The organism is Kitasatospora sp. SolWspMP-SS2h, from assembly GCF_003259315.1.
Classification (GTDB): Bacteria; Actinomycetota; Actinomycetes; order Streptomycetales; family Streptomycetaceae; genus Kitasatospora; species Kitasatospora fiedleri.
In genome coordinates this window covers 59,958-80,995 of sequence record NZ_QLLT01000006.1, presented here as the reverse complement: position 1 = coordinate 80,995, position 21,038 = coordinate 59,958, and the positions used below count along the sequence as shown (strand labels likewise).

General features: G+C 74.4%; 20 protein-coding genes and 1 pseudogene. 13 read left to right on the top strand and 8 right to left on the bottom strand.

The annotated features are described in order from the left end of the window. Positions 1 to 97 precede the first annotated feature (97 nt). Positions 98 to 1,501 carry a cysteine desulfurase/sulfurtransferase TusA family protein gene (locus tag K353_RS09225; protein ID WP_111553094.1) on the top strand — a complete coding sequence of 468 codons (1,404 nt, stop codon included), beginning with the start codon at positions 98 to 100 and terminating at the stop codon, positions 1,499 to 1,501. 36 nt (positions 1,502 to 1,537) lie between these two features. On the opposite strand, the gene K353_RS09220 is transcribed toward K353_RS09225, so the two are convergent. Beyond that, a complete protein-coding gene (locus K353_RS09220; protein WP_111553093.1) occupies positions 1,538 to 2,515 on the bottom strand; it encodes a carbohydrate kinase family protein in 978 nt (325 codons plus the stop codon). A gap of 203 nt (positions 2,516 to 2,718) precedes the next feature. Here K353_RS09220 and K353_RS09215 point away from each other — a divergent pair, with 203 nt between their 5' ends. Then, positions 2,719 to 2,937: a hypothetical protein gene (locus K353_RS09215; RefSeq protein ID WP_111553092.1), complete on the top strand. Its 219-nt coding sequence runs from the start codon at positions 2,719 to 2,721 to the stop codon at positions 2,935 to 2,937. Between the two features lie 106 nt (positions 2,938 to 3,043). Beyond that, on the top strand, positions 3,044 to 3,652 hold the full coding sequence (locus tag K353_RS09210) for a hypothetical protein (protein WP_111553091.1): 609 nt from the start codon (positions 3,044 to 3,046) through the stop codon (positions 3,650 to 3,652). A gap of 96 nt (positions 3,653 to 3,748) precedes the next feature. On the opposite strand, the gene erpA is transcribed toward K353_RS09210, so the two are convergent. Continuing rightward, on the bottom strand, positions 3,749 to 4,102 hold the full coding sequence (erpA, locus tag K353_RS09205; RefSeq protein ID WP_111553090.1) for an iron-sulfur cluster insertion protein ErpA: 354 nt from the start codon (positions 4,100 to 4,102) through the stop codon (positions 3,749 to 3,751). 206 nt (positions 4,103 to 4,308) lie between these two features. Between erpA and K353_RS09200 the strand changes: the two genes are divergently transcribed. Next, on the top strand, positions 4,309 to 5,190 hold the full coding sequence (locus K353_RS09200) for a GNAT family N-acetyltransferase (protein WP_111553089.1): 882 nt from the start codon (positions 4,309 to 4,311) through the stop codon (positions 5,188 to 5,190). Between the two features lie 16 nt (positions 5,191 to 5,206). Here K353_RS09200 and K353_RS09195 read toward each other — a convergent pair whose 3' ends face one another. The 3 genes from K353_RS09195 to K353_RS09185 all read right to left on the bottom strand — a co-directional run bounded on the left by K353_RS09195 (position 5,207) and on the right by K353_RS09185 (position 8,217). Beyond that, on the bottom strand, positions 5,207 to 6,589 hold the full coding sequence (locus K353_RS09195) for a pyridoxal-dependent decarboxylase (RefSeq protein ID WP_111553088.1): 1,383 nt from the start codon (positions 6,587 to 6,589) through the stop codon (positions 5,207 to 5,209). A gap of 136 nt (positions 6,590 to 6,725) precedes the next feature. Then, positions 6,726 to 7,202: an Lrp/AsnC family transcriptional regulator gene (locus tag K353_RS09190; RefSeq protein WP_100835865.1), complete on the bottom strand. Its 477-nt coding sequence runs from the start codon at positions 7,200 to 7,202 to the stop codon at positions 6,726 to 6,728. An 88-nt stretch (positions 7,203 to 7,290) separates the two neighbouring features. Beyond that, on the bottom strand, positions 7,291 to 8,217 hold the full coding sequence (locus K353_RS09185) for an NADP-dependent oxidoreductase (RefSeq protein ID WP_111553087.1): 927 nt from the start codon (positions 8,215 to 8,217) through the stop codon (positions 7,291 to 7,293). 181 nt (positions 8,218 to 8,398) lie between these two features. Between K353_RS09185 and nadA the strand changes: the two genes are divergently transcribed. Next, entirely contained in the window at positions 8,399 to 9,580 is a 1,182-nt protein-coding gene (gene nadA, locus K353_RS09180) for a quinolinate synthase NadA (RefSeq protein ID WP_100835866.1), read from the top strand. A gap of 134 nt (positions 9,581 to 9,714) precedes the next feature. Here nadA and K353_RS09175 read toward each other — a convergent pair whose 3' ends face one another. Together K353_RS09175 and K353_RS09170 are read right to left on the bottom strand one after the other, a co-directional pair. Next, a complete protein-coding gene (locus K353_RS09175) occupies positions 9,715 to 10,008 on the bottom strand; it encodes a hypothetical protein (RefSeq protein ID WP_111553086.1) in 294 nt (97 codons plus the stop codon). A gap of 26 nt (positions 10,009 to 10,034) precedes the next feature. Then, complete coding sequence (locus K353_RS09170) at positions 10,035 to 10,808, bottom strand: PspA/IM30 family protein (RefSeq protein ID WP_233533465.1); 774 nt, start codon at positions 10,806 to 10,808, stop codon at positions 10,035 to 10,037. Positions 10,809 to 11,027: 219 nt separating this feature from the next. Here K353_RS09170 and K353_RS09165 point away from each other — a divergent pair, with 219 nt between their 5' ends. Beyond that, positions 11,028 to 11,630, top strand: coding sequence for a DUF3043 domain-containing protein (locus K353_RS09165; RefSeq protein ID WP_111553084.1), 603 nt, complete (start codon positions 11,028 to 11,030; stop codon positions 11,628 to 11,630). Between the two features lie 191 nt (positions 11,631 to 11,821). After that, positions 11,822 to 12,532, top strand: coding sequence for a class I SAM-dependent methyltransferase (locus tag K353_RS09160; RefSeq protein ID WP_111553083.1), 711 nt, complete (start codon positions 11,822 to 11,824; stop codon positions 12,530 to 12,532). Between the two features lie 109 nt (positions 12,533 to 12,641). Here the strand turns inward: K353_RS09160 and K353_RS09155 are convergent, their stop codons facing one another. Then, positions 12,642 to 12,842, bottom strand: coding sequence for a hypothetical protein (locus K353_RS09155; protein ID WP_111553082.1), 201 nt, complete (start codon positions 12,840 to 12,842; stop codon positions 12,642 to 12,644). Between the two features lie 104 nt (positions 12,843 to 12,946). Here K353_RS09155 and cobU point away from each other — a divergent pair. From cobU to sucB, 6 genes and pseudogenes are all read left to right on the top strand, one after another. Continuing rightward, positions 12,947 to 13,495 (top strand): annotated as a pseudogene (gene cobU, locus K353_RS09150) (bifunctional adenosylcobinamide kinase/adenosylcobinamide-phosphate guanylyltransferase); the annotation flags it as partial. 11 nt (positions 13,496 to 13,506) lie between these two features. Next, entirely contained in the window at positions 13,507 to 14,625 is a 1,119-nt protein-coding gene (locus tag K353_RS09145) for a nicotinate-nucleotide--dimethylbenzimidazole phosphoribosyltransferase (RefSeq protein WP_111553080.1), read from the top strand. Positions 14,626 to 14,890: 265 nt separating this feature from the next. Continuing rightward, positions 14,891 to 15,619 (top strand): adenosylcobinamide-GDP ribazoletransferase, encoded by a 729-nt coding sequence (locus K353_RS09140; protein WP_233533463.1) that lies wholly within the window; start codon positions 14,891 to 14,893, stop codon positions 15,617 to 15,619. A 223-nt stretch (positions 15,620 to 15,842) separates the two neighbouring features. Next, positions 15,843 to 17,339 carry a leucyl aminopeptidase gene (locus tag K353_RS09135; protein WP_111553079.1) on the top strand — a complete coding sequence of 499 codons (1,497 nt, stop codon included), beginning with the start codon at positions 15,843 to 15,845 and terminating at the stop codon, positions 17,337 to 17,339. A gap of 364 nt (positions 17,340 to 17,703) precedes the next feature. Next, a complete protein-coding gene (gene lpdA / locus K353_RS09130; protein ID WP_370447576.1) occupies positions 17,704 to 19,110 on the top strand; it encodes a dihydrolipoyl dehydrogenase in 1,407 nt (468 codons plus the stop codon). Positions 19,111 to 19,167: 57 nt separating this feature from the next. Continuing rightward, complete coding sequence (gene sucB, locus K353_RS09125; RefSeq protein WP_111553077.1) at positions 19,168 to 20,979, top strand: 2-oxoglutarate dehydrogenase, E2 component, dihydrolipoamide succinyltransferase; 1,812 nt, start codon at positions 19,168 to 19,170, stop codon at positions 20,977 to 20,979. Positions 20,980 to 21,038: the final 59 nt, after the last annotated feature.

Sequence of the window (21,038 nt, the reverse complement as noted above, 5' to 3'; positions counted from 1 at the left end):
GTCCTGCGACACGCGGGTGACGGAGCGTCGGCTCCCCGGCGGGCCGGGAGGAATCACCCCGTAAGGGGCACCGCGCGCGGTCGTCTACGGTGGCCCGGTGCCCTACTTCGACGCCGCCTCCACCGCCCCGCTGCACCCCGTCGCCCGGCAGGCCCTGCTCGCCGCCCTCTACGAGGGCTGGGCCGACCCGGCCCGGCTGCACCGCTCCGCCCGGCAGGCCCGGATGCTGCTGGACGCCGCCCGGGAGACCGTCGCCGAGGTGCTCGGCGCCCGGGCCGACGAGATCGCCTTCACCGGGTCCGGCACCCAGGCCGTCCAGTTGGGCGTCCTGGGCGCCCTGCGCGGCCACCGCCGCCGCGGCGCCCACCTGGTGCACTCCGCCGTCGAGCACTCCGCCGTCCTGCACACCGCCGAACGCTGGGAGGCCGACGGCGGCAGCGCCACCGCCGTCCCGGTCGACCGCCACGGCCGGGTCGACGCCGGGGAGTTCGCCGCCGCGCTGCGCCCCGACACCGCGCTCGCCGTCCTGCAGTCCGCCAACCACGAGGTCGGCACCCTGCAGCCGGTGGCCGAGGCCGCCGCGCTGCTCGGCGACGTCCCGCTGCTGGTGGACGCCGCGCAGAGCGCCGGGCGGCTGCCGGTGCCGGAGGGCTGGTCGGTGCTCACCGCGAGCGCGCACAAGTGGGGCGGGCCGGCCGGCGTCGGGGTGCTCGCGGTCCGCAAGGGCGTCCGCTACTCCTCGCCGCTGCCCGCCGACGACCGGGAGAACGGGCGGGTGCCCGGCTTCACCAACGTCCCGGCGATCGTCGCCGCCGCGGCCTCGCTGCGCGCCGTCCGGGACGGGGCGGCGGCGGAGGACGCCCGGCTGCGGGCGCTGGTCGAGGTGATCCGCCGCCGGGTCCCGGAGCTGGTGCCCGCCGTCGAGGTGGTCGGCCACCCTGAGCTGCGCCTCCCGCACCTGGTCACCTTCTCCTGCCTGTACGTGGACGGCGAGGTGCTGCTCACCGAACTCGACCGGGCCGGCTTCGCGGTCAGCTCCGGCTCCTCCTGCACCTCCAGCACCCTGACGCCCAGCCACGTGCTGGCCGCGATGGGCGTCCTCACCGAGGGCAACCTGCGGGTCTCGCTCCCGGCCGGCACCACTGCCGCCGAGGTCGACGCCTTCCTCGACGTGCTCCCCCGGGTGGTCGCCGGGGTCCGCGCCCCGCTCGGCCTCGACCTGCCCCCGGCGGGCGGCGCCGACGCGCTGGTCCTGGACGCGCTCGGCAAGCGCTGCCCGATCCCGGTCATCGAGCTGGCCAAGCACATCGGCGAGGTCGCGCCCGGCGGGCGCGTCGCCGTCCTGTCCGACGACGAGGCGGCCCGCCACGACATCCCCGCCTGGTGCGGGATGTGCGGCCACGCCTACGAGGGCGAGGCCCCCGCCGCGGAGTACGGGGGCGCCCGCGGCACCGCCTACCTGGTGCGCCGGGCCCGGCCGGAGCCGTCGGCCGGCGCGTAGCGGCGGGCCCGGCGGGCGGGCCGGGCCCGGTCCGGCCTAGAGCGCGATCCTGGTGCGGATGTCGGCCGCCGCCTCGGCGCCGTAGGCGGTCTCGAAGCGCTCCAGGAAGTGGCCGCCGCGCAGCTCGTACTCCTGGGTGCCGACGGTCTCGATCACCAGGGTGGCGAGCATGCAGCCGACCTGGGCGGCGCGCTCCAGGCCCAGCTCCCAGGAGAGCCCGGCCAGGAAGCCGGCCCGGAAGGCGTCGCCGACGCCGGTGGGGTCGGCCTTGCGCTCCTCGGCGGGGCAGCCGACCACGATGTCGGGCTCGCCCCGGCGCTGGATGCGGACGCCCTTGGGGCCGAGGGTGGTGACCCGGGTGGTGACGCGCTCCAGGATCTCGTCCGCGGACCAGCCGGTCTTGGACTCGATCAGGGCGGCCTCGTACTCGTTGGTGAAGAGGTAGGCCGCGCCGTCGACGATCTCCCGGATGTCGTCGCCCTCCAGGCGGGCGAGCTGCTGGGAGGGGTCGGCGGCGAAGGCGTAGCCGCGGGTGCGGCACTCCTGGGTGTGGCGCACCATGGCGGCCGGGTCGTCCGCGCCGATCAGCACCAGGTCGAGGCCGCCGACCCGGTCGGCGATCGGCTTGAGCTCGATGTTGCGGGCCTCGACCATCGCGCCGGTGTAGAAGGACGCGATCTGGTTGTGGTCCTGGTCGGTGGTGCACATGAACCGGGCGGTGTGCCGGGTCTCCGAGATGTGCACCGAGTCGGTGTCCACGCCGTGCCGGTCGAGCCAGCTGCGGTACTCGGCGAAGTCGCCGCCGGCCGCGCCGACCAGGACGGGGCGCAGGCCGAGGACGCCCATGCCGAAGGCGATGTTGGGGCCCACCCCGCCGCGGCGGATGTCCAGGGTGTCGACCAGGAAGGAGAGCGACACCGTGTGCAGCTGCTCGGGCACCAGCTGGTCGGAGAAGCGTCCGGGGAAGGTCGTCAGGTGGTCGGTGGCGATCGAGCCGGCGACGGCGATGCGCACGGGGTCTCCTCTGGCGGACCGGCGGTGGCCGGAGCTGGGGGCAACAACCCGCCTACGGTACCGGCCCGACCGGGTGCTACCGAGCGGTAGGGCTGTCTTCCGGCCGCAGGTCGGCCTAGGGTCGCCAGTACGGGGGCCGGACGCGGCCCCCGTCCAGGTCCGCGGCAGCGTGGCCGCGGCACGGCGATCGGAGCTGGGTAGCCATGGTGATCGATCACTCCTCCGGGTGGCGGCCGGGCCGCCGCCGCGACGACGCCGACGCCGAGTCGCTGGCCGAACTGCTGGACTCCTCGCGCCGATTGGGCCGGTTCTGGCCGGTCGCCGGACCGCTCCCGGCGGTGTCGGCCCCGGCCGTGACGCGGGTGCGGGTGCCGGTCGAGGCGCGCCGGGTGGTGGCGGGCATGCCGGAGTACGGCGGCTAGGCCCGCTCCTCCGGCTCCGGCCGGAACCGGTTTCCTCCGGGGCACGTCAAACCGGCGCGGTACCGCTCACCGCGGCGCCGCACGACCCTCGGGAGGAACGCAGATCATGGACGAGAGCACCGCAGCCGTCCCCACCAAGGCCCCGCACCCGCGCCGGGCCGCCGCCGCGCTGTTCGGCGCGGCCCTCGCGGCCGGCCTGCTGACCGCGTGCGGCGGCTCGGGTTCGCCCGCCGCCACGGCCCCCGTCAGCGCCACCGCCACTGCCTCGTCGAGTGCGAGCCCGTCCGCGAGCAGCGACCCCGGCTCGGCGTCCGCCTCCGCCCCGGCGAGCCCGTCGGCGAGCGCCAGCCCGCAGCCCTCGGCGGCCCAGCCGACCACGCCGGGGATAGCCGTCGGCGAGCGCCCGCCGACCGCCGTGAAGATCCCCGCGACCGGGTACCGGCAGGACGGCCCGACCCAGCTGACGGTGTTCTTCACCGCCGGGATCTGCGACAGGTACGGGGTCCGGGTCGAGGAGGCCGCCCCGCCGGTGGTGAAGCTGCGGGTGGTGGTCACCCAGACCGCGGAGCCGGGCAAGGCGTGCCCGCAGCTGGTCAAGGAGCAGCAGGCGACCGTCACCCTGCCCGGGCCGATGACCGGCGGCGGCGTGGTGGACACCGCGACGGGCGAGCAGGTGCCCGTGCAGAGCGGCGTCGCGGGCGGCGACCCGCGCTGAGGGACCGCCCGGCCGCTTCCGGAACGCCGCGAGGGCGGCTCCCCCGTGCTGGGGGAGCCGCCCTCGGCGGGTGCGTGCCGGGCCTCGGCGCGGGGCCTAGCTGAACGAGTCGCCGCAGGCGCAGGAGCCGGTGGCGTTCGGGTTGTCGATCGTGAAGCCCTGCTTCTCGATGGTGTCCACGAAGTCGACGGTGGCGCCGCCCAGGTAGGGGGCGCTCATCCGGTCGGTGACGACCTTGACGCCGTTGAAGTCCTTGACGACGTCGCCGTCGAGCGAACGCTCGTCGAAGAACAGCTGGTAGCGCAGGCCCGAGCAGCCGCCGGGCTGCACGGCGACGCGCAGCGCGAGGTCGTCGCGGCCTTCCTGCTCCAGCAGGCCCTTGACCTTGCCCGCGGCGGCGTCGGTGAGGAGGATGCCACTCTCGACGGTGGTCTCGTCCTGGACGGTCATGCTTACTCCCGGTCTGTGACGACTGTGATCCGCCAGTGCCAACCAGCGGCCTCCCGGATTCATTTCCGGAAGGTGGTGCGTTCGGGGGACATTTTTCGTCGCCCACTCCCCCACGCCCCCCATGCTCGCACACCGGGCCCGGCGGGTCACCGCCCGCTTCGGCAAACCGCTACCGCCCGCGCACCGGGCGCAGCAGGATGTGACGGGTGATCATTCGTCAGCTCAGGGACACCGCGCAGGACGCCGAGGCCGTGGACCGGATCGCCCGGGCGGCCTTCCGCGACCTGGACGACCGGCCGCCCGACGATCCGGACACACCGGCGGACGGGCGCCGCCGGGTCCGCGGCCCGGCCCGCACCCGCCACCTGGCGGTCACCGACCCGGAGGGGTGCTGGATCGCCGAGCAGGACGGCGAGGCGGTCGGGGCGGCGCTGTCGCTGCGCCGGGAGGGGGTGTGGGTGCTGGCGCTGTTCGTCGTGCTCCCCACCGCGCAGGGGCGGGGGGTGGGGCGGCTGCTGCTGGAGCGGGCCACCGCGTACGGGCGGGGCTGCCTGCGCGGCATGCTGTGCGCCTCGCCGTCGCCGGCGGCGGCCCGGCGCTACCGGCGGGCCGGGTTCACCCTGCACCCGACGATGCGGCTGACCGGGCGGGTGGACCGGGAGCGGCTGCTGGACCCGGGCGACATCCCGGTGCACGCGGGCAACCCGACGCACCTGCACCTGCTGGACTCGGTCGACCGCCGGGTGCGCGGCGCGGCGCACGGCCCGGACCACCCGTTCATGCTGGCGCACTTTGAGGAGCTGCTGGTCGCGGACACCCTGGCCGGGACGGGCTACTGCTACCGGGACGGCGGCGACGTGCAGCTGGTCGCGGCGACCTCCAAGCGGATCGCGGTCCGGCTGCTGCGCGAGGCGCTGGCCCGCGTCCCGGCGGGGACGGAGGCGAGCGTCTCCTTCCTGACCGCCGAGCAGGAGTGGGCCGTCGACGTGGGCCTGGACCTGGGCCTGTCGCTGTCCACCCGCGGCTACCTCGGCCTGCGCGGGATGCGCCCGCCGATGCCGTACGTCCCCAACGGCGGCTACCTGTAGGCGCCCGCGGGCCCGCTCACTCCATCGTGGCGAGGATCTCCTCGACCATCTCCGTCGTCGTGCCCGGGTGCAGGAAGGCGAAGCGGGCGACCGTCTCGCCGTCCCAGCCGGTGGGGGTGACGAAGCCGACCTGGTCGGCGAGGAGCTGCCGGGACCAGCGGTAGTAGTCGTCGTGGGTCCAGCCCTTGCGGCGGAAGCAGACGGCGGAGAGCTGGGGGTCGTGGAGCAGTTCGAGGTGCTCGCTGTCGCGGATGAGCCGCGCGGTGTCGCGGGCGAGGCGCAGGCCGGCCTCGATGGCGTCGGTGTAGGCCTGGACGCCGTGGACGGCGAGCGAGAACCAGAGCGGGAGGCCGCGGGCGCGGCGGGTGAGGTGGTAGGCGTAGTCGGTGGGGTTCCACTCGTCGCCCTCGGTGTGCAGGACGTCGAGGTAGGAGGCGTCCTGGGTGTGGACGGCGCGGGCCAGGCGCGGTTCGCGGTAGAGCAGGGCGGCGCAGTCGAACGGGGCGAACAGCCACTTGTGCGGGTCGACGACGAAGCTGTCGGCGTGCTCGATGCCGTCGTAGCGCGCGCGGACGGAGGGGGCGAAGAGGCCGGCGCCGCCGTAGGCGCCGTCGACGTGGAACCAGAGGCCGCGCTCGCGGGCGACCTCGGCGATGCCGGCGAGGTCGTCGACGATGCCCTCGTTGGTGGTGCCGGCGGTGCCGACCACGGCGATGACGGTCTCGGGGTGCGGGTCGGCGTCGAGGGCGGCGCGCAGGGCGGGGCCGGTGAGGCGGCGGTCGACGGCGGGGACGGGGAAGGCCTCGACGCCGATGATGTTGAAGGTGTTCTTGACCGAGGAGTGCACCTGGTCGGCGACGGCGATCCGGAGCCGGGCCTCGGGGCCACCGTGCTCGTTCTTCCGGGCCAGCCGGCGGCGGGCGGTGTCGCGGGCGACGACCAGCGCGGAGAGGTTGCCGGCCGAGCCGCCGGAGACGAAGGTGCCGCCGGCGCTCGCGGGGAGGCCGGCCCGGTCCGCTATCAGGCGCAGCACCTGGTTCTCGGCGGCGATCGCGCCGGCCGCCTCCAGCCAGGAGATGCCCTGGAGGGAGGCGCAGGAGACCACCATGTCGAAGAGCAGCGCGGCCTTGGTGGGGGCGCAGGGGATGAAGGAGAGGTAGCGCGGGCTGTCGGCGGAGATGACGGCGCGGGAGAGCTCGTGGTCGTAGAGCTTGAGCACGTCGGCGGGGGCGTTGCCGTGGTCGTTCAGCAGTCCGGCGAGGGCCTGGCGCAGGTGGGTGCCGTCGCCGGGGTGGTCGAGCGGGACGGGGTCGTACTGCAGGCGTTCGCGCATGTAGTCGAAGACGAGGTCGACCAGCTCGTTGTCCGGCTTGTGCATGCGGTCGGGGGCTGCGTACACGGGTGTCCTCTTCGCTGCGGGCGGTGCTGGGGGCGTGATCAGCGTAGGCAGCGGGGGTGGGCGGGCGCGCGTCGGAACGCGGCCGTCCGGGGCCGGTTTCCTGCGTGTTCGGGCGGGGGCGCGCAGGAAAGCTGCGTCAGATGAGCTGGGAGAGGACGACGGAGGAGCGGCTGCGCTGGACGCCGGGCTCCTTGCGGATGCGCTCGATGACGGCTTCCAGGTGGCGGGTGTCGGCGGCGCGCAGGTGGACCAGGGCGTCGGGGTCGCCGGTGACCGTCCAGGCGGCGGCGACCTCGGGGAACTGGCGCAGCGAGGCGAGCAGTTCCTCGGGCGAGGTGCGGGGGCGGCAGTAGACCTCGACGAAGGCCTCGGTGCGCCAGCCGAGCAGGGCGGGGTCGAGGACGACGGTGAAGCCGCGGACCGCGCCGCGCGCCCGCAGCCGGTCGATCCGGCGGCGGACGGCGGTGGCGGAGAGGTTGGTGAGCAGTCCGATCTCGGCGTAGGAGGCGCGGCCGTCGCGGCTGAGGTGTTCGAGCAGCAGGCGGTCGGTGTCGTCGAGGGCCGGCCCGTCCGGCCGGACGGGCCCGAGGTCGGGCGGCCGGTGGGTGCTCATGGCGGGGCTCCACGGTGGTGCGGGTGAGGGTGGTGAGCCGTGGGGGGACGGCTCTGCGGAGCCCATTGTCGCGGACGGCCGGACCGGGTCAGTCCACCAGCAGGACGATCTTGCCGCGGGTGCGGCCCTCGGCGTTGAGGGCCTGGGCGGAGGCGGCCTGGGCGAGCGGGAAGGTGGAGGCCACCGGGACGGTGAGCAGGCCCTCCTCGGCGAGCCGGGCGACGGCGGTGAGGTCGTCGTGGTCGGGGCGGGTGAAGACGTAGCGGCCGCCGCGGGCGGTGACGGTGTAGTCGACCGTGGAGGCGATCCGGGCGGGGTCCTCGACCAGCCCGAGGGAGGTCTCGACGGCGTCGCCGCCGATCAGGTCGAGTGCGGCGTCGACGCCCTCGGGGGCCAGCGCGCGGACCCGGTCGGCGAGGCCGGGGCCGTACTCGACGGGTTCGACGCCCAGGCCGCGCAGGAAGGTGTGGTTGTGCTCCCCGGCGGTGCCGATGACCCGGGCGCCGAGGGCGGTGGCGACCTGGCAGGCGATCGAGCCGACGCCGCCGGCCGCGGCGTGGATCAGCACGGTCTCGCCGCGGCGCAGCCCGAGCGCCCCGACCAGGGCCTGCTGGGCGGTGAGCCCGGCCAGCGGCAGGCCGCCGGCCTCGGCCCAGTCGAGGGCGGCGGGTTTGCGGGCCAGGGTGCGGACGGGGGCGGCGACGAGTTCGGCGTAGGTGCCGCTCTCGACGACGTCCTTGCGGACGTAGCCGATCACCTCGTCGCCGGGGGCGTACTCGGTGACGGCGCCGCCGACGGCCTGGACGGTGCCGGCCAGGTCGAAGCCCATGACCAGTGGGAAGTGGGAGTCGAGGACGCCGTCGAGGTGCCCCTCGCGGATCTTCCAGTCGACGGGGTTGACGCCGACCGCTCGGGTGCGGACGAGTACGGTGTCGGGGCCGACCTTCGGGTCGGGGAGCTCGGTGTACTCGACCACGTCGGGGCCGCCGTAGCGGTTGATCACGATTGCCTTCATGCCTCCCAGCCAACCGCCGGTGCGGCGGGTCCTCGCGCCGGAAGCATCCATCCTGGTGAGCGGTTCTCGTCACATCGACAGAACGGCCATCGTCAGGCTGACGAGAACCGGTTATCATAGATAGCGTCAGATAGACGAGAAGGCTGGTGTCAATCCGGCCGCACCTGGAGGGCAGCCGCCCGTGACCACCACCACCGAAACCTACGGCGTGGACCCCACCCCTTCGCCGCTCGCCCTGCTGCTGCTCGGCCGGGAGGCCGACCCGAACAGCGAGCGCGGCGTGGAGTGCCCCGGCGACCTGCCCGCCGCCTCCGACCCCGACCTGGTGGCGCGCGCCCGCGCCGCGAAGGAGAAGCTCGGCGACCGGGTCTTCATCCTGGGCCACCACTACCAGCGCGACGAGGTCATCGAGTTCGCCGACGTCACCGGCGACTCCTTCAAGCTGGCCCGGGACGCGGCGGCCCGCCCGGAGGCCGAGTACATCGTGTTCTGCGGCGTGCACTTCATGGCCGAGTCCGCGGACATCCTCACCTCCGACCGCCAGCGGGTCGTCCTGCCGGACCTCGCGGCCGGCTGCTCGATGGCCGACATGGCCACCGCCGAGCAGGTCGCAGAGTGCTGGGACGTGCTGACCGAGGCGGGCGTCGCGGACGTCACCGTGCCGGTCTCGTACATGAACTCCTCGGCCGACATCAAGGCGTTCACCGGCAAGCACGGCGGCACCATCTGCACCTCCTCCAACGCGGAGCGGGCCCTGGAGTGGGCCTTCGAGCAGGGGGAGAAGGTGCTCTTCCTGCCGGACCAGCACCTGGGCCGCAACACCGCGGTGCTGCAGATGGGTCTCTCGCTGGACGACTGCGTGCTCTACAACCCGCACAAGCCCAACGGCGGCCTGACCGCCGAGCAGCTGCGGGACGCGAAGATGATCCTGTGGCGCGGCCACTGCTCGGTGCACGGCCGGTTCAGCGTGGAGTCGGTGGACGAGGTCCGGGCGCGGATCCCCGGCGTGACCGTGCTGGTGCACCCGGAGTGCCGGCACGAGGTGGTCACCGCCGCCGACATGGTGGGCTCGACCGAGTACATCATCAAGGCGCTGGACGCCGCCGAGCCCGGCTCGAAGTGGGCGATCGGCACCGAGCTGAACCTGGTCCGCCGGCTGGCCAAGGCGCACCCGGACAAGGAGGTCGTCTTCCTCGACCGCACCGTGTGCTTCTGCTCGACCATGAACCGGATCGACCTGCCGCACCTGGTCTGGGCGCTGGAGTCGCTGGTCGAGGGCCGGGTGCCGAACGTGATCACGGTGGACGCCGAGACCGAGAAGCACGCCAAGGCCGCGCTGGACCGGATGCTGGCCCTGCCGTAACGATTCGCCCTCGTCCCCGGGCTCGGGCTCGTCCCCGGGCTCGTCCCCGGGCTCGGGCTCGGACGGGAGTCGGACGGGAGAGGGCGGGCACCCCTTCCGGGGTGCCCGCCCTCTCGTCACGTGTGGCGCCCGAACTACTCCGGGAGGCCGGGGATCAGGCCGTCGCCCTCGTCCCGCAGCAGCTCGCGGACCTGCTCCAGGGACGCCTCGGCGTCCGGCAGGATCAGGTCCGACGGCTCCAGCGACTCCGGCGCGAGCGGCGTGCCGACCTCCCGGACGGCCGCGAGCAGGCTGCCCAGCGCCGCCCTGAAGGCCGCCTCGTCGCCCGCCTCGACGGCCTGGAGCAGCTCGTCGTCCAGCCGGTTCAGCCGGTTCAGGTCGCCCTCGGCGACCTCGAACTGCCCCTCACCCAAGACCCGCATGATCATGCTGGTGCGTCTCCCCTGCTACCGGCTCACTTGTTGTAGTTGATGGTGGGCGGCGGGGTGTCGTTCTTCCCCTGCTCGATCGCCTGCGGCTGGGCGGCGGGGGTGCCGCCGGTCAGCTCGGCCTTCATCCGGGCCAGCTCCAGCTCGACGTCGCTGCCGCCGGCCACCCGCTCCAGCTCGGCCTCGATGTCGTCCTTGCGGCCGAGGCCGCTGGCGTCGTCGAGCGCGCCGGAGGCCAGCAGCTCGTCGATCGCGCCCGCCCGGGCCTGCATCTGCGCGGTCTTGTCCTCCGCGCGCTGGATCGCCAGGCCGACGTCGCCCATCTCCTCGGAGATGCCGGAGAAGGACTCGGCGATCCGGGTCTGCGCCTGGGCGGCGGTGTAGGTGGCCTTGATGGTCTCCTTCTTGGTGCGGAAGGCGTCCACCTTGGCCTGGAGGCGCTGGGAGGCCAAGGTGAGCTTCTCCTCCTCCCCCTGCAGGGCCTGGTACTGCGTCTCCAGGTCGGTGATCTGGGACTGCAGGTTGGCCTTGCGGCTGAGCGCCTCGCGGGCCAGGTCCTCGCGGCCGAGGGACAGCGCCTTGCGGCCCTGGTCCTCGTACTTGGAGGACTGCTGCTGGAGCTGGGTCAGCTGGAGCTCCAGGCGCTTGCGGGAGGTGGCCACGTCGGCGACGCCCCTGCGCACCTTCTGCAGCAGTTCCAGCTGCTTCTGGTAGGAGTAGTCGAGCGTTTCGCGCGGGTCCTCCGCCCGGTCCAAGGCCTTGTTCGCCTTGGAGCGGAAGATCAGCCCCATACGCTTCATGATTCCGTCGCTCATGGGCCTCGATAGCCCCCTTCTTCGGGCCTGGGTTTGCATCTCGTGACAGGTCGAGTGTATGCGCGGCACGGTCCCCGGCGCAGTGCACCAGCCTGCAACAATGCTGCTACAGCGGCGGCCCGTTCGGCATCGTCCTCAGGATCGATATCGGTTCGCGTCCGGGGGCGCGCCGGAAAGCGGCCGGTCAACCCGTACGCTGGGAGTGTGTTTCGACGCCGCTCTGATGAATCCGCCGCCTCCTCCTCCACCGTCACCCTGACGAAGGAGGACGAGAGGACGTTCCGCGACCCGCAGGCCCCCAAGGGCCGGCCCACGCCCAAGCGCAGTGAGGCCGAGGCCAACCGGAAGACCCGGGTCACCGTTCCCAAGGACCGCAAGGAGGCCGCCAAGCAGGCCCGCGGGCGGATGCGCGCGGAGCGCGAGAAGCAGCGCACCGCGCTGCTGGAGGGCGACGAGCGCGCGCTGCCGCCGCGCGACAAGGGGCCGGTGCGGCGCTACGTCCGCGACTTCATCGACTCCCGCTGGGCCGCGGCCGAGTTCTTCCTGCCGTACGCGGTGGTGGTGCTGGTGCTCAGCATCACCCGGGTCAACTACCTGCAGCTGCTCTCCACGCTGCTGTTCCTGGTCTTCTTCGTGGTGGTCATCCTGGACTTCGTCCGGATCGGCCTCCAGCTGCGCAAGGGCCTGGCCCAGCGCTTCCCGGACGGGGACACCCGCGGCGCCGTGATGTACGGCCTGATGCGCACCCTGCAGATGCGCCGGCTGCGGCTGCCCAAGCCGATGGTCAAGCGGGGCGAGCGGCCCTGACCGCGGAAGCCGTCCCGCCGTACTGGGCCCCGCCCGCGCAGCCGCCGGTCGGGGCCTTCGGTGCACCTGGCATCCCGGCGCAGCACGGGTACGGGGCGCCGCAGGGGCGGCACGGGCGGCTGCCGGCCCGCGGGGGGCCGTACCACAGCGGGGCCGGCGAGTGGCTGGAGCGGCACGGCGGGCTGCACAACCTGGTCCGCCAGGAGCTGGTCACCCGCCAGCTCGCCGAGCAGCTCACCCGGGGCGTCGCGCTGCGGGTGCTGGACGTGGGCTGCGCCGAGGGCACCCAGGCGCTGCGGCTGGCCCGGGCCGGGCACTTCGTCACCGGCATAGACCCCGACCCGGCCACCCTGGGCCTGGCGCACCAGGCGCTGGCGGCCGAGCCGCCGGAGGTCCGCGAGCGCGTCCAGCTGCTCACCGGCGACGGCCACCAGGTCGGGCGCTGGTTCGGGCCGCGCAGCTTCGACCTGGTGCTCTGCCACGGCACCCTGATGTACCTGCCGGACCCGGACCCGATGCTGGCCTCGGTGGCCCGCATCCTGGCCCCCGGCGGCCTGCTCTCGCTGCTGGTCCGCAACGGCGACGCGCTGGCCATGCGGCCCGGGCTGACCGGCGACTGGCGGGCCTGCCAGGAGTCCTTCGACTCCACCCGGTACACCAACCGCCTGGGCCTGCCCGCCCGGGCCGACCGGCTGGCCGAACTCTCCGGCACGCTGTCCGGCTTCGCCGTCCCGGTCCGGCACTGGTACGGGGTGCGGGTGTTCACCGACACCGTGCCGGACGAGGCCGCCCCGGTCGACGGCCGGCAGCTGGGCCAGCTGCTGGACGCCGAGGAGCGGGCCGGCAAGCAGGACCCGTACCGGCGCGTCGCCGCGCTGCTGCACGTCGTCGCCGAGAAGTGACCGGAGAGGTCACCCGGGCGGCGGCCGGGGGCCGCTGACGGGGAGCGACGGCGGGGGGCGCCGGCGGGGGGCGCCGGCGGGGGGCGCCGGCGGGACGGCTGACGGCGCGTCAGCCCTCGTGCAGGCTCATCGGGTAGACGTCCCGCCCGTCCTCGACCAGGACCACCCGGTCCACCCCGTCCTCCAGCAGCGTCTTCCACTCCTCGCCGACCCAGGACTCGGCGTCGCCCTGGCTGGAGAACTCCTCGGCCCCGTTCGCCGGCTCCACCACGGTGCCGTCGTTCTTCTCGTACCGCCAGGTCCACACCATGCCGGGCTCCTCCGCGAGTCGTGCCACTGGGGTTGTGACGGTAGCGTGCCCACCCCGCGAGGGGGCGAAGCTCCGTCCGGCAGGATGATCGCATGGCACTCCCCCGCACCCTGCTCCTCGGCGGCGCCCGCTCCGGCAAGTCCACCCATGCCGAGCGACTGCTCGCCGACCGCCCCGACGTGCTGTACGTGGCCACCTCCGGGCACCGGGACGGCGACGCCGACTGGGCCCGGCGGGTCGACCTGCACCGGGCCCGGCGGCCGGCCTCCTGGCGGACCGCCGAGACCTGCGCGCTGGAGGCGGTGCTCGCGAACCGGGACGACCCGGCGCCGGTGCTGATCGACTGCCTGGCGCTCTGGCTGACCGCCGTCATGGACGAGCACCGGGCCTGGGAGGACGAGGTGTGGCTGGCCGGGGGGCAGCGGGCCGTGGAGGAGCGCTGCGCGGCACTGGCGGCGGCCTGGGCCGGGAGCGGGCGGGAGGTGGTCGCGGTCTCCAACGAGGTGGGGATGGGCGTGGTGCCCGCCACCGCGTCCGGACGGCGCTTCCGGGACACCCTCGGCCGGCTCAACATGGCGGTGGCCGACGCCTCCGAACAGGTGCTGCTGGTGGTCGCCGGACAGGTGCTGACCATCAAAGCGGTGTCCGTGTAGATTGCCGGGCGATGGACACCACCGTGGATCTCGACACTTTCTCCTCGCTCGTCGAGCGGCCCGACGAGGGTGCGCGGCGCGGCGCCGAGGAGCGCTGGCAGCACCTGGCCATGCCGCGCGGCGGCCTGGGCCGGCTCCAGGAGCTGGGGGCCTGGCTGGCGTCCGCCCAGGGCGAGGCCCCGGTCCGCCCGCTGACCGGCGCCCGGGTGCTGCTGTTCGCCGCCGACCACGGCGTCGCCTCGCTCGGCGTCTCCACCCTGGACGCCCGCGGCGGCACCGCCGACCGGGTCCGCGCCGTGCTGGATGGCACCGCGCCGGTCGCCGTGCTGGCCCGCCGCTACGGGGCGGACGTCCGGGTGGTCGACATCGCCGTGGACGCCGACCCCGCCGAGTTCCCCGAGGAGGTCGTCCGCCACCGGGTCCGCCGCGGCTCCGGCCGGGTCGACGTCGAGGACGCGCTGAGCGCGGAGGAGGCCGCCCGGGCCTTCCGGGCCGGCATGGCCGTCGCCGACGAGGAGGCCGACGCCGGCACCGACCTGGTACTGCTCGGCGACCTGGGCGTCGGCTCCACCACGGTGGCCGCGGTGCTGATCGGCGCGCTGTGCGGCACCGACGCCGCCGCCGTCACCGGCCGCGGCTCGGGCGTCGACGACCGGACCTGGATGGTCAAGTGCGCCACCGTCCGCGACGCGCTGCGCCGGGCCCGCCCGGTGCTCGGCGACCAGCTCGCGCTGCTCGCCGCGACCGGCGGCGCCGACTTCGCCGCGATCACCGGCTTCCTGCTCCAGGCCGCCGTCCGCAAGCTCCCCGTCGTGCTGGACGGGGTGGTCTCGGCGGCCTGCGCGCTGGTCGCCCAGCGGATCGCCTTCCGGGCCCCCGAGTGGTGGCGCGCCTCCGCGCTCACCGGCGAGCCCGCCCAGGCCAAGGCGTACGACCGGCTGACGCTGACGCCGCTGCACGAGGCGGGCGTCACCATGGGCGAGGGCGTCTCGGCGGTGCTGGCCCTCCCGCTGCTCCAGGCCGCGGGCGACACCCTCGCCGAACCGGCCGCCGTCCCGAGCGCGAAGCCGCTCCCGCCGCGGGCCCCGGCCAAGCTGCCGACGGCCGCGGACCTGCTGGACCGCTACTGAGACTCCGTCAGGGCACGGGATGAACGGCGAACACGGGCGGCCGGGGGCGGGTCGGCCTGCGGCGGGTCGGCCGGAGGCGGGGCAGTCGGCGGGTCGGCCGGAGACCGGGCAGGCGGAGGCCGGGCGGGCGGCGGAGCCGTCGGCGGAGGGCTGCGCGTCGCGGTCTTCCGGACCCGCGCAGTTCCCCGCGCCCCTGACGGGGCGGGCGGCGGGCGGCGAACGGACTGGGGCGGAGGCCGGGCGGGCGGCCGGGGTCGGGGCCGGGTTGCGGTTCGCGTTCGGGACGTTGACGGTGTTCCGGGTGCGGGTGGACCGGTGGGACCGGTCGGCGGGTGGGGCGGCGATGGTGCTGGCGCCGCTGGTCGGGCTGGTGGTGGGCGCGCTGGCCGGGGGCGTCGGCGCGCTGCTGGCCTGGCGGGGCGGGGCGCTGCTGGGCGGGGTGGCGGCGGTCGCGGTGGGCGCGCTGCTGACCCGGGGGCTGCACCTGGACGGGGTGGCGGACGTCGCGGACGGGCTGGGCAGCGGGAAGCCCGCCGAGGACGCGTTGCGGATCATGAAGCAGTCGGACATCGGGCCGTTCGGCGTGCTGACGCTGCTGCTGCTGATGCTGGCCCAGGTCGCGGCGCTGGCCGGGCAGTTCGGGGTCTCGCCCGGGCGCGGGGCGCTGGCCGCGGCGGTGGCCGCGACGGCGGGGCGGGCGGCGCTGGCCTGGGGGTGCCTGCGTCCGGTCCCGGCGGCCCGGCCGGGCGGGCTGGGGGCGATGGTGGCGGCCACCGTGCGGCCGGCGGCGGCGGTGGCGGTGACGCTGCTGGTGGCCGGGGCGGCGGCGGTGCTGCGCTGGCAGCTGGGGGTCGCGGTGCTGCTGGGCGTGCTGGCGGCGGGGGTCCTGCTGCGGCGGTGCGTGCGCCGGTTCGGCGGGGTGACCGGGGACGTGCTGGGCGCGCTGGTGGAGACCGCGGCGACGGCGGTGCTGGTGGCGGTCGCGCTGCTGTGAGCGGGCCTCGGTCCGGCCTCCGTACGCGAACTCACGCACTGTCACGGATCGCGGCGGTTCGTGCACGGGGCAGGCGGGGCGGCGGGATCCCAATATGCGGACTACCATGCGGTGAGCACCCTGGCCCTGCGCCCCGTTTCGCCGCGGAGTCTGCCCGGGTTTTGCCGGTCGGCAACGGAGCCGCCACCGGCTGTGGACCGCGAAAGAACAGGACGCATTTGTCGTGACTGCACTGTCTGTGAGCACCTCTTCCGCCGTGAGCCTGCGGGCGGACGCCCTGGTGGTCGGTGTGGCGAAGGGGCCCAAGGGCCTGGTCGTCGCCCCGGGCGCCGAGGCGGTCGTCGAGGCGTTCGAGGGCAAGCTGGCCGAGGTCCTCACCACCCTGGGCGCCACCGGTGCCGAGGGTGAGGCGGTCAAGCTGCCCGCTCCGGCCGGGGCCAAGGCGCCGCTGGTGCTGGCCGTGGGCCTGGGCCCGGCCGCCGACGGCGCGTACGGCGCCGAGGAGCTGCGCAGGGCGGCCGGTGTGGCCGCCCGCACGCTGGCCGGTTCGAAGAAGGTCGCGCTGGCCCTGCCGGCGGCGGCGGCCGACGAGTTCGAGGCGGTCGCGCTGGGCGGCCTGCTCGGCGCGTACTCCTTCGGCAGCTACAAGGGCGAGGTGGCCAAGGCCCCGGTCGCCGAGCTGGTGCTGCTGGCGGACCGCAAGGGCTCGAAGGACGCCAAGGCCGCCGCGGAGCGCGCCGCGGCGGTCGGCGAGGAGATGAACCGCGCCCGCGACCTGGTGAACACCGCCCCGAACGACCTGAACCCGAAGTCCTTCGCCACCCTGGCGCAGACGGTGGGCAAGGAGCACGGCCTCAAGGTCGAGGTACTGGACGAGAAGGCGCTGGCCAAGGGCGGCTTCGGCGGCATCCTGGGCGTGGGCGCCGGTTCGGCGAACCCGCCCCGGCTGGTGAAGGTGGCCTACACCCACCCGAAGGCGACGGCCTCGCTGGCGTTCATCGGCAAGGGCATCACCTACGACTCGGGCGGCATCTCGCTGAAGCCGGCCGGCCACAACGAGACCATGAAGTGCGACATGGCGGGCGCCGCCGCGGTGTTCGCCGCCGTGGTCGCCGCCAAGCGCCTGGGCCTGCGGGTCAACGTGACGGCGTGGCTGGCGCTGGCGGAGAACATGCCGTCCGGCTCGGCCACCCGCCCGGGCGACGTGCTGCGGATGTACGGCGGCAAGACCGTCGAGGTGCTGAACACCGACGCCGAGGGCCGGCTGGTGCTGGCCGACGCGATCGTCCGGGCCGGCGAGGAGCAGCCGGACGTGATCGTCGACGTGGCGACCCTGACCGGCGCGATGGTGCTGGCCCTGGGCACCCGCACCTTCGGCGTGATGGCCAACGACGAGGCGCTGCGCACCCGCCTGCACGAGACCGCGGGCGCGGTGGGCGAGGCGTCCTGGCCGATGCCGCTGCCGGCCGACCTGCGCAAGGGCATGGTCGAGTCGACCATCGCGGACCTGGCGAACATGGGCGAGCGGATGGGCGGCGGCCTGGTGGCCGGCCTGTTCCTCCAGGAGTTCGTCGCCGAGGGCGTCGACTGGGCGCACCTGGACATCGCCGGCCCGGCGTTCAACGAGGGCGGCCCGCACGGCTACACCCCGAAGGGCGGCACCGCGAGCGCGGTGCGCACCCTGGTCCGCTTCGCGGAGGACACCGCCGCGGGCGAGTGATCCGACGCGTGGGGCCCGGCACCGGTGGGTGCCGGGCCCCACGCGCATTACCAGCCGGTAGTGGGGCGGGCCAATTCGATGGCGTGTTCGCCTCCGGCGAAAATTGATTCCGCAGGGCGGAACCGGAACCGCGAAGACCCCCGGACGGAGTACCTCCGCTTGCCGATTTCCCGGCTGTGAGCTGCGACGATACCTCCGAGAACGGGTCGTACCGCCGCCACGCGGACCTCCCCGGGTGCGCCCCGGGGCACCCGCCGACGCCACCTGCCGCCAACAAGTGCAAAGATGTATTTCCGGCACGACTGGGCGCTCTTACAAGGGCACTCACCCACCGGACCGCGACCGGCCCGGCGATCCGCACCTTTTGCATGGAGGACGTGACGTGGCGAACGACGCCAGCACCGTTTTCGACGTAGTCATTCTCGGAGGCGGAAGCGGCGGTTACGCCGCGGCGCTCCGTGGCGCTCAGCTCGGCCTGAGCGTCGCGCTGATCGAGAAGGGCGAGCTGGGCGGCACCTGCCTCCACCGCGGCTGCATCCCGACCAAGGCGCTGCTGCACGCCGCCGAGGTCGCCGACGAGACCAAGGAAGCCGCCGAGTTCGGCGTCCTCGCCACCTTCCAGGGCATCGACATCAACGGCGTCCACAAGTACAAGGACGACGTCGTCGCCGGCCTGTACAAGGGCCTCCAGGGCCTGGTCGCCTCCCGCAAGGTCACCTTCATCCAGGGCGAGGGCAAGCTCTCCTCTCAGACCTCCGTGGACGTCGACGGCCGGCGGATCGAGGGCCGCCACATCGTCCTCGCCACCGGCTCCGTGCCGCGCTCGATCCCGGGCCTGGACATCGACGGCAACCGGATCATCTCCTCCGACCACGCGCTGAAGCTGGACTACATCCCGAAGTCGGCGATCATCCTCGGCGGCGGCGTCATCGGCTGCGAGTTCGCCTCGGTCTGGAAGTCCTTCGGCGTCGACGTCACCATCGTCGAGGGCCTGCCCCACCTGGTGCCGCTGGAGGACGAGAACTCCTCCAAGCTGCTGGAGCGCGCCTTCCGCAAGCGCGGCATCAAGTTCGAGCTCAAGTCCCGCTTCTCCGGCGTGGAGTACACCGCCGACGGCGTCCGGGTCTCGACCGAGAACGGCAAGTCCATCGAGGCCGACGTGCTGCTGGTCGCGATCGGCCGCGGCCCGGTCTCGGCCGGCCTGGGCTACGAGGAGCAGGGCGTCGCGATGGACCGCGGCTACGTCCTGGTCGACGAGTACCTGCGCACCAACGTGCCGACCATCTCCGCCGTCGGCGACCTGGTCCCGACCCTGCAGCTGGCCCACGTCGGCTTCGCCGAGGGCATCCTGGTCGCCGAGCGGATCGCCGGCCTCAAGGTCGTCCCGATCGACTACGACGGCATCCCGCGGGTGACCTACTCCAACCCGGAGGTCGCCTCCGTCGGCCTGACCGAGGCCAAGGCCGTCGAGCAGTACGGCAAGGAGAAGGTCGTCACCCTCAAGTACAACCTCGCCGGCAACGGCAAGAGCAAGATCCTCAAGACCGCCGGCGAGATCAAGCTGGTCCAGGTCAAGGACGGCGCCGTCGTGGGTGTCCACATGGTCGGCGCCCGCATGGGCGAGCAGGTCGGCGAGGCCCAGCTGATCTACAACTGGGAGGCCCTGCCCGCCGAGGTCGCGCAGCTCATCCACGCGCACCCGAGCCAGTCCGAGGCCCTCGGCGAGGCCCACCTCGCGCTGGCCGGCAAGCCGCTGCACGCGCACGACTGATCGCGCCCCGTCCCCCTTCATTCCTGTACGCAAGACTTGATAGGAGTCGCTGGAACCATGGCGGTCTCAGTAACACTGCCCGCGCTGGGCGAGAGCGTGACCGAAGGCACCGTCACCCGTTGGCTCAAGGCCGAGGGTGAGCGCGTGGAGATCGACGAGCCGCTGCTCGAGGTCTCCACCGACAAGGTCGACACCGAGATCCCGGCGCCGGCCTCCGGCATCCTGGCCTCGATCAAGGTCGGCGAGGACGAGACCGTCGAGGTGGGCGCCGAGCTGGCGGTCATCGACGACGGCTCCGGCGCCCCGGCCGCCGCCGAGGCGCCCGCCGCCGAGGCCGCTCCGGCTCCGGCGCCCGCCGCCGAGGCTCCGGCCGCTCCGGCCGCCCCCGCCGCGGAGGCCCCCGCGGCCGCCGAGGCTCCGGCCGCCGAGGCTCCGGCCGCCGCCGCGCCGTCCGGCGACGCCACCCCGGTCCTGCTGCCCGCGCTGGGCGAGTCGGTCACCGAGGGCACCGTCACCCGCTGGCTGAAGGCCGAGGGCGACACCGTCGAGGTCGACGAGCCGCTGCTCGAGGTCTCCACCGACAAGGTCGACACCGAGATCCCCTCCCCCGTGGCGGGCACCCTGGTGAAGATCCTGGTCGGCGAGGACGAGACCGCCGAGGTCGGCGCCCAGCTCGCGCTGATCGGCGCCGCGGGCGCGGCCCCCGCCGCCCCGGCCGCTCCGGCTCCGGCTCCGGTTGCCCCCGCGGCTCCGGCCGCCCCGGCTCCGGCCCCGGCCGCCCCGGCTGCTCCGGCTCCCGCTGCCGCCGCCCCGGCTGCTCCGGCTGCCCCCGCCGCTCCGGCTCAGGCCGCCCCCGCTGCCCCGGCCGCTCCGGCCCCGGCGGCTCCGGCCCCGGTGGCCGCTCCGGCCGCCCCCGCCGCTGCTCCGGCCGCGGACGCCGGTGACGCCTACGTCACCCCGCTGGTGCGCAAGCTCGCCGCCGAGCACGGTGTCGCGCTCTCCTCGGTCGCCGGCACCGGCGTCGGCGGGCGCATCCGCAAGCAGGACGTGATCGCCGCCGCCGAGGCCGCCAAGGCCGCGCCGGCTCCGGCCGCCGCCCCCGCCGCTGCCGCCGCCGCCCCGGCGAAGGCCGCCGCCGCGCCGTCCGCGCTGCGCGGCCAGACCGTCAAGCTGACCCGCATGCGCAAGGTCATCGGCGACAACATGCTGAAGGCCCTGCACGAGCAGGCCCAGCTGACCAGCGTGGTCGAGGTGGACGTCACCCGGATCATGTCGCTGCGCGCGAAGGCGAAGGACTCCTTCCTGGCCCGCGAGGGCGTGAAGCTGTCCCCGATGCCGTTCTTCGTGAAGGCCGCCGCCCAGGCGCTGAAGGCCCACGCGGTCATCAACGCCCGGATCAACGAGGCCGAGGGCACCGTCACCTACTTCGACACCGAGAACATCGGCATCGCGGTGGACTCCGAGAAGGGTCTGATGACCCCGGTCATCAAGGGTGCGGGCGACCTCAACATCGCCGGCATCTCGAAGAAGACCGCGGAGCTGGCCTCGAAGGTCCGCGACAGCAAGATCACCCCGGACGAGCTGTCCGGCGCGACCTTCACCATCTCCAACACCGGTTCGCGCGGTGCGCTGTTCGACACCGTCATCGTCCCGCCGAACCAGGTCGCGATCCTGGGCATCGGCGCGACCGTGAAGCGCCCGGTGGTCATCGAGGCCGACGGCGGCACCGCCATCGGCATCCGCGACATGACCTACCTGTCGCTCTCCTACGACCACCGCCTGGTGGACGGCGCGGACGCCGCCCGCTACCTGGTCGCGGTCAAGGAGATCCTGGAGTCCGGCGAGTTCGAGGTCGAGCTCGGTCTGTAGGGCGCCCCGCCCAGGAGCCCTTCCCGGGAGCCCCGCGCCGTCCCCGGACGGCGCGGGGC

What these genes read in the sequence shown, in the direction of transcription:
- K353_RS09215 (WP_111553092.1), top strand. Translation starts at nt 2,719, where the DNA reads ATGGTGATCGATCACTCCTCCGGGTGGCGGCCGGGCCGCCGCCGCGAC.
- K353_RS09210 (WP_111553091.1), top strand. Translation starts at nt 3,044, where the DNA reads ATGGACGAGAGCACCGCAGCCGTCCCCACCAAGGCCCCGCACCCGCGC.
- erpA (WP_111553090.1), bottom strand. Translation starts at nt 4,102, where the DNA reads ATGACCGTCCAGGACGAGACCACCGTCGAGAGTGGCATCCTCCTCACC.
- K353_RS09190 (WP_100835865.1), bottom strand. Translation starts at nt 7,202, where the DNA reads ATGAGCACCCACCGGCCGCCCGACCTCGGGCCCGTCCGGCCGGACGGG.
- K353_RS09185 (WP_111553087.1), bottom strand. Translation starts at nt 8,217, where the DNA reads ATGAAGGCAATCGTGATCAACCGCTACGGCGGCCCCGACGTGGTCGAG.
- K353_RS09175 (WP_111553086.1), bottom strand. Translation starts at nt 10,008, where the DNA reads ATGATCATGCGGGTCTTGGGTGAGGGGCAGTTCGAGGTCGCCGAGGGC.
- K353_RS09170 (WP_233533465.1), bottom strand. Translation starts at nt 10,808, where the DNA reads ATGAAGCGTATGGGGCTGATCTTCCGCTCCAAGGCGAACAAGGCCTTG.
- K353_RS09155 (WP_111553082.1), bottom strand. Translation starts at nt 12,842, where the DNA reads ATGGTGTGGACCTGGCGGTACGAGAAGAACGACGGCACCGTGGTGGAG.
- K353_RS09145 (WP_111553080.1), top strand. Translation starts at nt 13,507, where the DNA reads ATGGACACCACCGTGGATCTCGACACTTTCTCCTCGCTCGTCGAGCGG.
- sucB (WP_111553077.1), top strand. Translation starts at nt 19,168, where the DNA reads ATGGCGGTCTCAGTAACACTGCCCGCGCTGGGCGAGAGCGTGACCGAA.